Origin of the sequence: Klebsiella michiganensis, from assembly GCF_002925905.1 — a bacterium.
Lineage (GTDB): Bacteria > Pseudomonadota > Gammaproteobacteria > Enterobacterales > Enterobacteriaceae > Klebsiella > Klebsiella michiganensis.
The window spans coordinates 252470-265640 of record NZ_PRDB01000006.1; the positions used below are offsets into that span (position 1 = coordinate 252470).

General features: G+C 58.2%; 15 protein-coding genes. 9 read left to right on the plus strand and 6 right to left on the minus strand.

All coding sequences use genetic code 11. The features are described from left to right. Positions 1–112 precede the first annotated feature (112 nt). Positions 113–1141 carry an isopenicillin N synthase family dioxygenase gene (locus CDA56_RS15500; protein WP_004851112.1) on the minus strand — a complete coding sequence of 343 codons (1029 nt, stop codon included), beginning with the start codon at positions 1139–1141 and terminating at the stop codon, positions 113–115. Between the two features lie 271 nt (positions 1142–1412). On the opposite strand from CDA56_RS15500, the gene CDA56_RS15505 reads away from it, so the two are divergent. Continuing rightward, positions 1413–1688 carry a VF530 family protein gene (locus CDA56_RS15505; protein WP_025105728.1) on the plus strand — a complete coding sequence of 92 codons (276 nt, stop codon included), beginning with the start codon at positions 1413–1415 and terminating at the stop codon, positions 1686–1688. Between the two features lie 41 nt (positions 1689–1729). On the opposite strand, the gene CDA56_RS15510 is transcribed toward CDA56_RS15505, so the two are convergent. Both CDA56_RS15510 and CDA56_RS15515 read right to left on the minus strand, forming a co-directional pair. Continuing rightward, positions 1730–1918 (minus strand): hypothetical protein, encoded by a 189-nt coding sequence (locus CDA56_RS15510; RefSeq protein ID WP_004134116.1) that lies wholly within the window; start codon positions 1916–1918, stop codon positions 1730–1732. A 71-nt stretch (positions 1919–1989) separates the two neighbouring features. Continuing rightward, positions 1990–2199: a YdgH/BhsA/McbA-like domain containing protein gene (locus CDA56_RS15515; RefSeq protein WP_004102265.1), complete on the minus strand. Its 210-nt coding sequence runs from the start codon at positions 2197–2199 to the stop codon at positions 1990–1992. A gap of 332 nt (positions 2200–2531) precedes the next feature. Here CDA56_RS15515 and CDA56_RS15520 point away from each other — a divergent pair, with 332 nt between their 5' ends. Genes CDA56_RS15520 through CDA56_RS15550 form a run of 7 tightly spaced genes read left to right on the plus strand, consistent with a single transcriptional unit; the run spans position 2532 to position 7661 of the window. Beyond that, a complete protein-coding gene (locus tag CDA56_RS15520; RefSeq protein ID WP_102803886.1) occupies positions 2532–3272 on the plus strand; it encodes an amino acid ABC transporter ATP-binding protein in 741 nt (246 codons plus the stop codon). An 8-nt stretch (positions 3273–3280) separates the two neighbouring features. Then, positions 3281–3979 carry an amino acid ABC transporter permease gene (locus CDA56_RS15525; protein WP_032695039.1) on the plus strand — a complete coding sequence of 233 codons (699 nt, stop codon included), beginning with the start codon at positions 3281–3283 and terminating at the stop codon, positions 3977–3979. A 9-nt stretch (positions 3980–3988) separates the two neighbouring features. Further along, on the plus strand, positions 3989–4741 hold the full coding sequence (locus CDA56_RS15530) for an amino acid ABC transporter permease (protein WP_038424548.1): 753 nt from the start codon (positions 3989–3991) through the stop codon (positions 4739–4741). Continuing rightward, a complete protein-coding gene (locus CDA56_RS15535; protein ID WP_049082671.1) occupies positions 4731–5573 on the plus strand; it encodes a transporter substrate-binding domain-containing protein in 843 nt (280 codons plus the stop codon). Before CDA56_RS15530 ends, CDA56_RS15535 begins: the two co-directional genes overlap by 11 nt. Positions 5574–5577: 4 nt before the next feature. Further along, positions 5578–6117, plus strand: a complete 540-nt coding sequence (locus CDA56_RS15540) for an L-2-amino-thiazoline-4-carboxylic acid hydrolase (RefSeq protein ID WP_049082672.1) — start codon at positions 5578–5580, stop codon at positions 6115–6117. Beyond that, positions 6105–6860, plus strand: coding sequence for a VOC family protein (locus CDA56_RS15545; protein WP_102803885.1), 756 nt, complete (start codon positions 6105–6107; stop codon positions 6858–6860). Before CDA56_RS15540 ends, CDA56_RS15545 begins: the two co-directional genes overlap by 13 nt. 12 nt (positions 6861–6872) lie before the next feature. Next, a complete protein-coding gene (locus CDA56_RS15550) occupies positions 6873–7661 on the plus strand; it encodes a pyrroline-5-carboxylate reductase family protein (protein ID WP_014838554.1) in 789 nt (262 codons plus the stop codon). Here the strand turns inward: CDA56_RS15550 and CDA56_RS15555 are convergent. Next, positions 7658–8614: an AraC family transcriptional regulator gene (locus CDA56_RS15555; protein ID WP_004851102.1), complete on the minus strand. Its 957-nt coding sequence runs from the start codon at positions 8612–8614 to the stop codon at positions 7658–7660. The two genes, CDA56_RS15550 and CDA56_RS15555, sit on opposite strands and share 4 nt — an antisense overlap. Before the next feature lie 108 nt (positions 8615–8722). On the opposite strand from CDA56_RS15555, the gene CDA56_RS15560 reads away from it, so the two are divergent. Beyond that, positions 8723–9922, plus strand: coding sequence for an MFS transporter (locus tag CDA56_RS15560; protein WP_014838552.1), 1200 nt, complete (start codon positions 8723–8725; stop codon positions 9920–9922). An 831-nt stretch (positions 9923–10753) separates the two neighbouring features. On the opposite strand, the gene CDA56_RS15580 is transcribed toward CDA56_RS15560, so the two are convergent. Further along, a complete protein-coding gene (locus CDA56_RS15580; RefSeq protein ID WP_049079376.1) occupies positions 10754–12211 on the minus strand; it encodes a leucyl aminopeptidase family protein in 1458 nt (485 codons plus the stop codon). Between the two features lie 3 nt (positions 12212–12214). Beyond that, complete coding sequence (locus CDA56_RS15585; protein WP_009652191.1) at positions 12215–13168, minus strand: glycosylasparaginase; 954 nt, start codon at positions 13166–13168, stop codon at positions 12215–12217. Positions 13169–13171: the final 3 nt, after the last annotated feature.

Consider the following 13171-nt stretch of genomic DNA (forward strand, 5'->3'; position numbering starts at 1 on the left):
ACTTCAAATTGCATGCGCGTTGGCTGCGCGCGCTCACCCGAATCACTTACCAGAGTAAGCGCATCGGGATTCACTGACTTGCCGCCTGCCTGCAACCCGAATTATTTAGGGTCTACACGATCAATTGCTCGGCGCGTTCGCGAAAAACATCCTGGTAGTAGCGCTCGGCGACATCAGGATGCGAACGCAGACGCCCTTTCAGGTAATTCCAGCCCACCTCGCGCAGCAGCGGGTTTTGCGGGTCGCTATCCGGTCCGAGGGCTTCGCGGGCCAGCTCGTCGGGCAGCGTGTAGACGGGGACCACGGCATCCAGCTGGGCGCCGAGGAAGAAAGCGATCGACAGCCGCTGCTGGTCGGCAGGCGGCGAAACGACCCGGTGCACGGTTGCCCGCAGATAGCCGTTGGTTGCCAGCTCCAGCAGCTCGCCGATATTCACCACAAAGCTGCCCGCCAGCGGGGTCGCGTCAATCCAGCGGTCAGGGGAGACTTCGACCTGCAATCCTTTCTGCTCATCCTGCAGAAGGAAGCTGAGGAAGCCGGAGTCCTTATGCGCGCCAACGCCCTGGGCGCTCTGGGTCTCCTGCTGGCCGGGATAGCGGATCAGCTTGATATGTTCATTGGGCTTATCGCCATACAGGCCATCGAAGGCATCCAGCGGCAGGCGCAGCGCTTCGGCGAAGGCGCGCAGCAGGGTGATCCCAACCTGGGTCATTTCCCGTTGCCAGGTCAGTAATGTGGGTTTGAGCGAGGGCAACGCCTCTGGCCAGAGATTCGGCCCCTGCAGGCGCTGCCAGCGCGGCGCGCGTTCGCTAAGCTGCAAGGCCGGGCGCTCGGCGCCGATATCGAACTGCTCGCGCCAGTCGGGTTGACCGCGGGTTAACTCAGAAGCGGCGCGGTTGTAGCCGCGAAAATGCGGAGAGTGAATCATTGCCACCCTCTGCTTTTGATCGTCGGGCAGGGCAAAAAAGGCGCGGGATTGCTGCTGCACGGCCTGCTGCAGCGACTCATCGACGCCGTGGTTGATCAGATAAAAGAAACCGATATCGCGGGCGGCGTGGCGCAGGTCGGCGAGAAACGCCGCTTTTTCAGCGGGGTCCGCGTAGCGGGCCAGATCCAGTATCGGTAAGGTTGTCGCGTTCATTGTGTTCTCCGAAGGCGGTATTCAGGTGTTTTCGTCGATTCAGATTCAGGGTTCGGGGACAACAACAGCGCATGATCGATTCCTCAGTCGGGTGGTTGAAGCCAGCTTGCCTTAAGCGAAAATAATCAACCAATAACGTTCTTTTCTAATTTATGACCGTGGAGGGTTCTGTGCTTTTGCGAATTTTGGATAAGGGGGAGGCGGGGCTGTTGCGATTGGCGTCGGGAGCCAGTATGGTGAGCGAAATTTTTAATTCAGGTAAAGAGACGCAATGCAGCACCCAAACGATCCTCTGCACGGCATCACGCTGGAAGCGCTGTTAAACGCGCTGGTCGCGCAATATGGCTGGGCCGAACTGGCGAAACGCATCAACATCAACTGCTTTAAAAGCGAGCCGAGTATTAAGTCGAGCCTGAAGTTTTTACGCCGCACGCCGTGGGCGCGTAAAGAAGTGGAAGCGTTGTATATCGATTCGTTGTCCGATACCGATACGGCAAAAGCGGAAGCGCCGGCGGATAATCCGTGGGCACACTGGCAGAAAAAGTAAGGCGCGCAGCGGATAATTCCGCGCGCGCCCTGTGCTGTGTGTTACTGAAGATTGCCTGCAGTCAGGCTCTCTTTATCAAAGGCATGGCTGACATCAATATGATTCTGATGCACGGACGTGTCGATATTTGAACCTGCCTCCGGACGCGCAAAGCTATTCTCTGCGGCCATCGCCCCGGACGAAAGTGTAGCGGCTAACAGCAGTGCGGTGACTACGCCGATATTTTTCATATTCTGTTCCTTATTTCATCGTGTTGTCGCTGTCGCCTGTGTCTTCCGGCGGCCCGGCAATGTTGTCGATTTTATTTAGTCAGCTCAGCGGTCATATGCACGCGGTTATTGAACTGAGCGCTGGTGATTTTGTAAGAGGCGCCTTGCTCTGCGGCCTGAGCGGCAATTTTGGCTTCTGCGCGGTCCAGTGTGGAAGCGCTGGCGCTGATGCTCTGCGCAAAAGTACCGAAAGAGATCATAGAGAGTGCGGCAACTGCAACGAAAGTTTTGATGGATTTCATGGTCGTATTCCTTAAGCATTTTGTCAGTGTTGGAGCGTTGTTGCCCCGATGTGATAAATAATAGTCCGACGAAGCGATGATTAAAATCGAAACAATTTGCTCTCATTGTTCAATAAATTTGAATGAAAATATCGGTTACCGCAATCCTGTTTTGCAAATAAGGTTTGATTACAATCAAGCCTCATTGTCATAACAAATATATAAAAAGTTATTTTTTGACTTTCGATAGATGATTTTCTTGTTTGCTATCATCTGAACGGCGGCAATATAGTTTTTGTACAGCAATAAATGCCGATGTGCGGCAAATAAACATTATTCACGAATATCTCATTATGATAACGCTCAATAAGATCAGTAAAAGCTTCTCCGGTGAAAGAGTGCTAAAAGAGGTATCTCTCAGCATTCATTCCGGCGAGATTATTTGCATTATTGGCCCCAGCGGCTCGGGGAAAACCACGCTATTACGTACGCTTAATTTCTTAGAGCCTGCCGATAGCGGGCAAATAAGAATAGATGATGTGGCGCTGGATTGCGCAAAAGCGGGAAAAAAGGAGATTGAAAAACTACGGTCAAAAACCGCTATGGTTTTTCAATCGTGGAATCTTTTTCATAACCTCACCGCACTGCAAAATATTACCGAAGGACTGATATACGCTAAAAAACGCCCGCGGCAGGAGGCGCAGGCTATTGCTGAACGACTCTTAAAGCAGGTGGGGTTGCTGCATAAAAAAGACCACTATCCGCACAGTCTCTCCGGCGGCCAAAAGCAGCGTATCGGTATTGCGCGTGCGCTGGCCATTGACCCCGCCGTTCTGCTGCTGGATGAGCCGACCTCAGCCCTGGATCCGGAAAAAGTCGGTGAAGTGCTGGAGCTTATTCAGACCATTGCCGCCGCGGGCCAGACGATGATCATCGTGACCCACGAAATGGCGTTCGCCCGTCAGGTCGCTTCCCGGGTGGTATTTATGGAAAACGGCGAAATCGTTGAACAGGGCCCGGCGGAACAGATATTTGGCGCGGCGCAGCAGGGCCGAACCCGGGCGTTTCTTGCGCAACTGCACTATCATGCCTGAGGCTGATGATGAACAATAACCCGCTGTTTAGCTGGCAGGATATCGCCGGAATAGTGCCGAAGCTGCTGGAAAATTTACCCGTGACTCTCGGCATAACGCTGGCATCGCTGCTGCTTGGTTTAACGATCGCGCTGCTGATTGTGCTGCTGCAGTTTAGCCGCTTTAGGCCGCTCAGCGCGGCGGCAAATGGGTATACCGACATTCTGCGCGGCGCGCCTCTGGCGCTGCTGATCCTGCTGTTTTTCTTCGGCGGCAAATTAATTTTGACCGCGCTGGCGCTGCCGCCGCTGTGGATTAGCGATACCACCTTTGCGGTGCTGTCTATTTCGGTCAGCATCAGTCCCTACTTTGCAGAAATGATGCGTTCAGCGTGGCGCGCGGTGGATAGTGGCCAGAAAGAGGCCATTATCAGCCTGAATATTCCCTGGCATCAGGGAATACGGCGGATTATTTTCCCCCAAGGGCTTATTATTGCTATTCCCGTCTTTGGCAATCTTTTAATTAATCTCGTGAAAATGACCTCGCTGGTCAATATTATTGGTATTGTGGATGTTTTTGGGCGGGCACAAAAGATTTCGCAAAATAGCTACGGGGCGAAACAAGTCGCGGCATTTATTAGCGTTATTATCGTCTACTGGGTGCTGAATAGTATTATTCTCTATTTTACCACTCGTATTGAAAAGAAATATCAGTTCCTGCTGGAGTGATAAATTAACATGTTTAGCCTGGCGTTCATTCGCGACAATTTTACGTTTATTTTAAGCGCGCTGCCGGTCACCCTGACGATAACGTTATTATCCTTACTGTTTTCCACTTTGCTGGGCGCAGCGCTGGCGTGGGCGATTATTCGTCAGGTACCCGGCGTTCAATGGCTGGCGAGGGTATTCCTCTCCTTTGGCCGTTCGGTCCCGGTCCTGGTGATGCTGTATTTCTTTTTTTACGTCTGGCCGTGGATTGCCGCCGGGCTGTTCGGCGGCCCGCAGGACACGATGTACCGCTATAAACTCTCGCCGCTGGCGGCGGCGGTCACCGCGCTGTCGCTGATCTTCAGCGCTTATTTCGCCGAAACCTTTCGCGCGGGATGGAATGCGGTTGATAAGGGGCAGCGCGAGGCCGCATGGTCAATCGGGCTAAGCGGATTCACGCAGTTCCGACGCATTATTTTTCCACAGGCGGCGGTATCCGCGCTGCCGAACTTTACCAGCGTGCTGATCGATCTGATTAAAGACACCTCGCTGGTTTACACCATCACCGTTGTTGATCTGATGGCGAAAGCCAATATCGCCGCCGCGCGCGGGTTTCATTTTGTCGAAGCCTACTGCGTCGTGCTGGTGATTTATATCGTGCTGTGCCTGGCGATTGCCAGAGCATTGCGCAGTGCAGAAAGGTTTCTGAGCGCCCGCTGGCAAGGAAACGCAGAAAAGAGTGTTTCACGGTTATCATTTTGGGGAAGGTATTTTGAAAAATAAAATTTTACTGGTGAGTGCGCTGGCGTTGGCAATGGGAATGAACGCCGCACAGGCGGTTGAAAAAAGCCCAAACGCGAAAACGGTTGAGGTTGTCGTCAATGCTAACGGCTTTCCCTTTAGCTTTGTTGACGATAACAACAATATTACCGGTTACGATGGCGACCTGTTAAAGGTGCTGGACCAGCGTTTAACCGACTATACGTTTCATTTTAATGCGGTCTCGCGCGATGCGATGATCGTCGGCCTATCGACCGGCGCCTATACCCTCGCGGCGGATCACTTTTATCTCACCAAAGAGCGGGCGGAAAAATACGACCACTCCGGCGAGCCGACAGGGATCAGCGATTTGCGCCTGATTGTGCGTAACGATGAGAACGATATACATAATCTCGGCGATCTCGCCAGCGGGAAGAAAAAGCTGGTGCCGATTCATACCTCCGACGCCCGTTATACGGTGATTGAAAACTACAATAAAAAACATCCAGGCCAACAAATTAACCTGCAGCCCAACGGCGAGCAGTCCGCCGCCGATATCTTTAAAGCGGTAGCTTCCGGGGAATACGATGCGGCGATTTACCCCATTGGCGCGCTGCTGGCGTTAAATAAGGCGCTAAATCTTAATCTGAAAGCGTCGGATTCCGTCGGCCTGTTTCCTAACGTCTATTTGTATAAAAAAAATACCGATCCGCAGCTAATCAAAGCGATTGACGCGCAGCTGGTTGCCCTGAAAAAGGACGGCACGCTCGCTGAGCTCTCGCGGAAATGGTACGCCGAAGATGTGTATGCCCTGCCGGGCGCCAGCGACGTGAAAGTGAATACCGACTGGGAATAAGCGCATGACGCAAATAAGCTCGGAACCGGCGCATAACGCCGCCACCTTAAACGATGAGGTGACCCTGGCGCTGCGCGCCATTACTGAAAAACGCGCGGCAACGATCGGTTACCTGTTGGACGAAAGCCGACAACGCCATATCGCGGATGATTCTGTCCGTGAAGCAATACGCCACTATGGCCGCGATATCGGACATCAGCTGCGCGCGCAAATGCGCGATCGAAAAGATTTGCAGGAGTTTGCCGGGCTGTTTACCCGCGGTCTGGAATCTCAGGTTTATGAGATGGAGCCCGTTAGCGCCAGCCGGGCCGAATTTATCGTCCTGTTTCACTACTGTCCCTATGTCAACTGCTGGCGGCAGCAGGGGCGAGGCGCCAGCGAAATTGAGACGCTGTGCGATATCTGCATGGAAGGCGATCGTGCGCTAACCGACGCGTTTCCGGGGCTGCATTTAGAGGTGCAGACCGCGCTTGCTCGCGGCGATGCCGCCTGTCGGCTGCGTTTTTATCAGGCAGAGGAGCGGGAGGGCGAATGGCAACCTTAACGTGGGACCACGCGGTCCAGTTTGTTAATCAGCCGGAAGCGGCGATTCAGGCGCTGAGCGGGCAAAAGCTCAACGCGGTGGCCGGTGGGCGCCACCCGGGCTGGGGGACCAGGAATGCGCTGAGCTATTTCGGCCTGACCTATATCGAATTTCTGGCGATTGCCGATGATGCAGAGCTGCTTTCCGCCGCGGAGACGTTTTTACTCTGCCGGGATGCGTCGCGGATGCTGCCGGATAATGAAGCGCTGTATCGGGTGGCGCTGCGTAGCGACGATATTGAGCGCACGCATGCGGAGTTGCACGAGCAGGGCCTGCGGGTTTCGCCGATCGTCAACGGCCAGCGCGACGATCCGCAGGGCAACGTTATCCGCTGGCGGATCTTCACCATTGACGGCGATTTTGACGGCCTGGTCTATCCCTTTATTCTGCAATGGGGGGAAGAGGATGACGCCCGGTTGAGCCGCCTGCAGGCACAGGGTCTCGCTGCGCCGCATCCTCTGGGGGAGATTGAACTGCAGCGCGCGGTTTTCACGGTTCAGCATCCTCAGGCGGTGCGCGACCGCTGGCAGCTGCTGTTTGGCTTTGCCCCGCAAGGCGAGCAGGGGCTGGCGGTGGGCGGTCGAGAGTTTCTTTTCCGTCAGGGCGCGGCGAACCAACTGACTGAACTGGTGTTTCGCGTTGCTGACCCGGCGCTCAAAGGCCGACGCTTTCGCGTTGGCAACGGCGAATATCTTTTTGAATAAGGAGTAAGACTCATGACCAGGGTCCATTTTATTGGCGCCGGACAGATGGCGGAGGCGATTATTCGCGCGTCATTAAGCCACGGTGCGCTGCGGGCGGACGCGATCTCGCTGGAGGATATCGACAGCGCGCGAGTCGAGGCTCTGCGCGCCCGTTATCGGCTGTCGGGCGACGGTGGCGTAAACGAAGCCGCTTTGCTGGTGCTGGGGATCCGTCCGCAGGACGATCTGGCGGGGGTGGCGAACCGCGTGCGCCCGCAGCTAAACGGCTCGACGACGGTGGTTTCTCTGATCGCGGGGGTGACCCTGGAAAAGCTGGCCTCCCTGTTTGGTGCGGCAACGCCGATTGCCAGGGCGATCCCCAATACCCTGACCGATACCGGATTTGGCTATAGCGGCGTGACCTTAAACCCCCACGCCAGCGCGGCTGAGATCGAGCCGTTTCTGCGCGGCTTTGGCAAAGTGCTGTATCTGCCTGAGCGGTTGATCGATATCTTTACCGGCTTTGGCGTCGCGGGCCCTAACTATATTTACTACTTTATTGAGTCCCTTACCGATGCCGGCGTACTGGCGGGGCTGCCGCGGCCCCAGGCAACGGAGGTGGTGCTGGAAAACCTGCTCGGCGCGGTCGAGATGCTGCGCCAAAGCCAGAAGCATCCGCGCCAGCTTCTGGATATCAACAATTCCCCGGCGGGCGTCGGGATCCACGGTCTGTATGAGCTGAACAACAGCGATTTTGCCGCTGGGCTTCAGCGCAGCGTACTGGCGGCGGTCAGGCGCACCCGTGAACTGGGACAGTGCTAAAATCCTTCTTCCCGCGACAGATCGCGCAGCGCGCCCGGCGCCTTTCCGATAATGCGTTTAAAGGCGCGGCTGAAGGCGGCATGAGAACTGTACCCCAGCCTGAAGGCCACTTTTTCCAGCGCCTGACCCTCATGGGAAATGTACTGCACCGCGAGGCGCATACGCAGCTCGGTGAGATAGCGGGCGGGCGTGGTGCCGGTGGCGGAGAGGAAGCGTTCAGCAAATACCGAACGCGAAATTCCCGCCTCGCGGGCCAGATCCTCGACTTTCCAGTTAATGCCCGGCTGCTGATGCATAACGTAAATGGCTTTAGCCAGCTTAGGATCGCGCAGCACCTGTACCCAGCCGGTGGCGTTGCCGCAGCCGCACTCCACCCAGCCGCGGACAATCAGCGCGGCGACCACATCGGCCAGCCGCGCCAGAATGCCGGCGTAGCCCGCCTGTCGAGTGAGGCTTTCGCGTTCCATGGCCGCCAGCATCGGCGGGATCTCCGGACGGCTGGTCAGCAGGCTGCTGACCAGCATCACTTCGGGCATCGCTTTGACCAGCGGCTGCATACCGCCCAGCTCAAAGTCCATACAGGCGCTGAAGATAATAGCGCTGTCGCTTTTCGCGTCGTCGCAGGCGTTTTTGACGCAGCTTACCGAGTCGCAAACCGGTTCGCTGGGCAGTCTGGACACGTTAACCACCGTTGCCTGGTCATCGGAGAGCAGCACGTGACCATCGCCGTTCGGAATAAACAGCGCATCGCCGCTCTGCAGCATCAGGCGCTGGCCGCTGACCATGCGCAGCAGTACCGGTCCCCGGCTGATAAAGTGGAACTGCGCTTTACCGGGTACGAAGCCGAATTCGACGCCAAAAGGGCGGGAGGTTTCGATGCGGCGGTAGTTGACGCCGGAAAGGCGCATGCCGCGCAGAAGTTCGCTGGTGAGATCGAGGGCGTGCTGAGTCATAACATCATTCCCGGACGAATTATCAATAATCAAGGAGTATGCATCATAGATCGTCCGAACAGAACCGCCTAACCTTAACGAAATGTTAATTGTTCTGGAGAGATGTTTATGAGTTCCTGCATTGCAGCTGAAGAGAGCCAGGCCAACGCCAGGCCCGCGTGGCGCGCCGTCTATGCGCTGGCGCTGGGGGTGTTTGGCCTGATTGTCGCCGAGTTTCTTCCTGCCAGTTTGTTGACGCCGATGGCGGCAAGCCTGGGCGTTAGCGAAGGCATGGCGGGGCAGGCGGTCACCGCGACGGCGCTGGTGGCGTTAGTTACCGGGCTGCTGATCACCACCGCGACGCGAAATATTGACCGCCGCTGGGTGCTGATGTTCTTCTCCGTTTTGCAAATTATCTCCAGCATGATGGTGGCCTTCGCCGGTTCGCTGGAGTTTTTGCTGCTTGGACGCCTGCTGCTGGGAATCGCCATCGGCGGCTTCTGGTCGATGTCGACCGCGACCACCATGCGTCTGGTTCCGGCGGCGATGGTGCCGAAAGCGCTGGCGATTATCTTTTCCGCCGTTTCCATCGCGACGGTGGTTGCCGCGCCGCTGGGCAGCTATTTCGGCGCGCTGATCGGCTGGCGCAACGTATTTCTTATCTGTGCGCTGCCGAGCGTGGTTGCGCTGCTCTGGCAGCTGTGGGTTCTGCCTTCCATGCGTCCGGAGAGCGTCGGCAGCTTCGCTACCCTGTTTAAGGTGCTGCGTCGGCCAGGTATGATTGGCGGCATGCTCGCGACAATCCTGATTTTCAGCGGCCACTTCGCCTTCTTTACCTATCTGCGTCCGTTCCTCGAAACCGTGGCGCAGGCCAGCGTCGAAGGGGTTTCTCTGATCCTGCTCGGTTTTGGGGTAGCGAACTTTATCGGCACCTCGATTGCCGGACATCTGTTAGCCCGAAGCCTGCGCCTGACGCTGGCGCTGGTGCCGCTGGCAATGAGCGTGCTGGCGCTGATGATGGTAACGTTCGGCCACGTCGCGCTGCTGGACGGTCTGCTGGTGGCGATGTGGGGCTTTGCTTTTGGTCTGGTGCCGGTGGGCTGGTCGACCTGGCTTGCCACCACGGTGCCGGATGAAGCTGAAAGCGCGGGCGGCCTGCTGGTGGCGTCTATTCAGCTGGCGATTAGCGCCGGTGCGGCTGGCGGCGGTGCGGTATTCGATCTCAACGGCGCGAGCGGCGTTTTTGTCGGCAGCGGCGTGCTGCTGGTCAGCGCCATGGTGATAGTGCTGTTTGCGGTAAGAGTCAAGCCAGTCGTGAGCGAGGAGTAGGGCCTTTCAGGGCTACAGCACCGCAGATTGCTGTTAACCCGTAGCCCGGGTAAGGCGTTTACGCCGCAACCCGGGGAATATGCCGTGACGGGGTATTGTTGCGGCTTCTTCCCGGCTTGCGCTGCGCTTAGCCGGGCTACAGGGCCGCAGATTGCTGTTAACCCGTAGCCCGGGTAAGGCGTTTACGCCGCAACCCGGGGAATATGCCGTGACGGGGTATTGCTGTGGCTTCTTCCCGGCTTGCGCTGCGCTTAGCCGGGCTACCGGGTCGCAGATTGTCGGGAGCCCGTAGCCCGTAGCCCGGGTAAGGCGTTTACGCCGCAACCCGGGGAATATGCCGTGACGGGGTATTGCTGTGGCTTCTTCCCGGCTCGCGCTGCGCTTAGCCGGGCTACCGGGCCGCAGATTGTCGGGAACCCGTAGCCCGGGTAAGGCGTTTACGCTGCAACCCGGGGAATATGCCATGACGTGGTATTGCTGTGGTTTTTTCCCGGCTCGCGCTGCGCTTAGCCGGGCTACCGGCCCGCAGATTGTCGGGAACCCGTAGCCTGGGTAAGGCGTTTACGCCGCAACCCGGGGAATATGCCGTGACGTGGTATTGCTGCGGTTTTTTCCCGGCTCGCGCTGCGCTTAGCCGGGCTACCGGCCCGCAGATTGCTGGTAACCCGTAGCCCGGGTAAGGCGTTTACGCCGCAACCCGGGGAATATGCCGTGACGTGGCATTGCTACGGCTTCTTCCCGGCTTGCGCTGCGCTTAGCCGGGCTACAGAGTTGCAGATTGCTGGTAACCGTAGCCCGGACAGATGCGCAGCATCGCCTCCGGGGAGGGTGTTAACTCTCGTCGATATCGTCGAGCAGATGCTGAATCAGTAGCGGAATCGGCCGGCCGGAAGCGACGCTTTTACCGCCTTCGCGCCACAGCGCCGTGCCGCTGACGTCGAGATGGGCCCAGGGGATCTCCGGCGGGCAAAAATGGTGCAAAAGCCAGGCGGCGGAGGCGCTGATGGCCGCATTATTGCCGGGCGTATTGCACAGGTCGGCGATTGCGCTTTCGGTCTGCTTCTTCAGCCTGCTATCCAGCGGCAGCGACCAGACCTCATCCCCGCTTTTTATTCCTGCCCGGGTTAACCCCGCCCGCAGCGCGTCGCTTTGCGTCATCAAGCCGCTCAAATCGTAACCCAGCGCCTTAACCACCGCGCCGGTAAGGGTCGCAATATCAATAATATAGTGCGCCTGCGGATGTCGCTGGCTCGCCCAGGCAATGGCATCGGAAAGCACCAGGCGGCCTTCAGCGTCGGTATTATTGATCTCTACCGTCAGGCCATTACAGGCCCGGGCGACGCTGCCCGGCTGCATGGCGGCGGGGCCAATCGCGTTTTCCGCCAGCGCCAGTACGCCCATTACCCGCACCGGTAGCGCCAGCTCGGCGATGCTCAGCATCAGGCCAAGGACGTTGGCCGCGCCGCACATATCGTACTTCATGGTGTACATCCCGGCGCCTTCCTTGAGCCACAGTCCGCCGGTATCAAAGGTGACGCCTTTACCGACGTAGCAGCGAACCGGGCCCTCGCTGACGCCATCATAATGAATCGCCAGCAGGCGCGGCGGGCGTTCAGCGCCTTTACCCACCGCATGCAGCAGGCCGAGCCCTTGTTCGACGATCGCTTTTTCATCCAGAACTTCGCAGCGCAGCGTGCGGATATCCGCGCACAGACGCCGGGCTTCTTCCACCACGTACTGCGGGGTACACTGCTCCGCAGGCAGATCCGCCAGCCGCCGCGCGGCGAGCATGCCGTGCGCCGTGGCCCGTTGACGATGGGCGAGGGTGTCCAGCGCCGACCGCTGTTCGGGTAAGGCGTAGAGGGCGAGCTGGCGCAGGCGTGGCCTGGCGGCTTTCACCTGATGCAGGCCCAAATCATCAAGCTGCCAGTCGAGGTTAAACAGTTCGCGCAGCGCTTTGGTTAACGCGCCGCTGCTCTCTTCCAGCGAAGCGTCGAGGATAAGCGTTTCGCTCACCGGCTTTTTGCATAGCGGCCGCAGCGCCTCGGCCAGGCCATCGTTCAGCGTATCCCTCCACAGCGGTGGCGGAATGAGGGTGATGCGGGCGAAGGGGGAGCAGCCGAAGCGGGTATCCGCCACCTCGCCGCGGGCGGCCTGTTCCACCATTTCCGCGAGCAGGGGAACGGCATTGAGCGGGGCCTGGGCCAGCAGCGTACTGCCGGGCCAGGTCACCAGATGCGCGCCGGTGCAGTCGCTATCCAGTTGATTAATCAGACGATAATCCAGCATGGCTTACTCCTCGATGGGGGCGCGAATGCGTGCGGCATAGGCCTGCATCCATTCGTCGTCCACCGGCCGGTAATGGGTTTTCTCCCGAACGCGCTCGGCGCAGAACACGGTGAGCGGCTGCGTCGCGCTGGCGACGACAAAGGAGAAGGTTTTGATGTTGGTGGCGGCGCCGAATTCGCCGCGCCGGTTCATGCACACCACCGAAAGGTCGCCCGCGCGGCCAAAGCGCGACATCAGTTTGTCTTCCAGCTCGCAGACCACCGAGTCCGCCGCCTGCTGCGGCGTCATTCCCTGGGCCATTCGCCGGACGATTTCGTAGCTGGTGCAGCCTTTCATCAGATCTTCACCGACGCCGGTCGCCGTGGCGGCGCCGGTCTCGCTATCGCAGTAGAAACCGGAGCCGATAATCGGCGAATCGCCCAGCCGTCCGCGCTTTTTCATAAACAGACCGCTGGTGGAGGTGGCAACGCTCATGGAACCCTGTTTATCAAGGCCAATAATGCCCACGGTATCGTGGCCGTCGTAAGGACTGAGGCCTTTATCCAGCGTTTCGCGACAGCGCTTCCGGTAATGCTGCATCGCGCGTTCGGTCAGCATCGCTTTGGCGGCGAATCCCTGGCTTATGGCCCACTCTCTGGCGCCCTGGCCGACCAGCAGACTGTTGTAGCGCTGACGGCTCAGGGCGTGGGCGACTTTCACCGGGTTGGCAATATCCACCAGATTACCCACCGCGCCGAAGGCCAGGGTATCGCCATGCATAAAGGCGGCATCCAGTTCGACCTCGCCGTTTTCCGTCGGCAGGCCGCCGTAGCCCACCGATTTGTACAGCGGAAAATCTTCTACCGCCGCCACCGCATTGACCACGGCGCTGGCGGTATCAGCGCCGGATGCCAGCGCCGCCGCGGCTTCGGTTACGCCTTCCAGCGCCATTCGCCAGGTGGCAATCATTCCCCACATTGG

Bases quoted from the DNA above. Each gene is read 5' to 3' on its own strand.
- CDA56_RS15515 (WP_004102265.1), bottom strand. From the start codon at position 2,199: ATGAAATCCATCAAAACTTTCGTTGCAGTTGCCGCACTCTCTATGATC.
- CDA56_RS15580 (WP_049079376.1), bottom strand. From the start codon at position 12,211: ATGCTGGATTATCGTCTGATTAATCAACTGGATAGCGACTGCACCGGC.
- CDA56_RS15540 (WP_049082672.1), top strand. From the start codon at position 5,578: ATGACGCAAATAAGCTCGGAACCGGCGCATAACGCCGCCACCTTAAAC.
- CDA56_RS15525 (WP_032695039.1), top strand. From the start codon at position 3,281: ATGAACAATAACCCGCTGTTTAGCTGGCAGGATATCGCCGGAATAGTG.
- CDA56_RS15505 (WP_025105728.1), top strand. From the start codon at position 1,413: ATGCAGCACCCAAACGATCCTCTGCACGGCATCACGCTGGAAGCGCTG.
- CDA56_RS15510 (WP_004134116.1), bottom strand. From the start codon at position 1,918: ATGAAAAATATCGGCGTAGTCACCGCACTGCTGTTAGCCGCTACACTT.
- CDA56_RS15550 (WP_014838554.1), top strand. From the start codon at position 6,873: ATGACCAGGGTCCATTTTATTGGCGCCGGACAGATGGCGGAGGCGATT.
- CDA56_RS15555 (WP_004851102.1), bottom strand. From the start codon at position 8,614: ATGACTCAGCACGCCCTCGATCTCACCAGCGAACTTCTGCGCGGCATG.
- CDA56_RS15500 (WP_004851112.1), bottom strand. From the start codon at position 1,141: ATGAACGCGACAACCTTACCGATACTGGATCTGGCCCGCTACGCGGAC.
- CDA56_RS15560 (WP_014838552.1), top strand. From the start codon at position 8,723: ATGAGTTCCTGCATTGCAGCTGAAGAGAGCCAGGCCAACGCCAGGCCC.
- CDA56_RS15585 (WP_009652191.1), bottom strand. From the start codon at position 13,168: ATGTGGGGAATGATTGCCACCTGGCGAATGGCGCTGGAAGGCGTAACC.
- CDA56_RS15520 (WP_102803886.1), top strand. From the start codon at position 2,532: ATGATAACGCTCAATAAGATCAGTAAAAGCTTCTCCGGTGAAAGAGTG.
- CDA56_RS15530 (WP_038424548.1), top strand. From the start codon at position 3,989: ATGTTTAGCCTGGCGTTCATTCGCGACAATTTTACGTTTATTTTAAGC.
- CDA56_RS15545 (WP_102803885.1), top strand. From the start codon at position 6,105: ATGGCAACCTTAACGTGGGACCACGCGGTCCAGTTTGTTAATCAGCCG.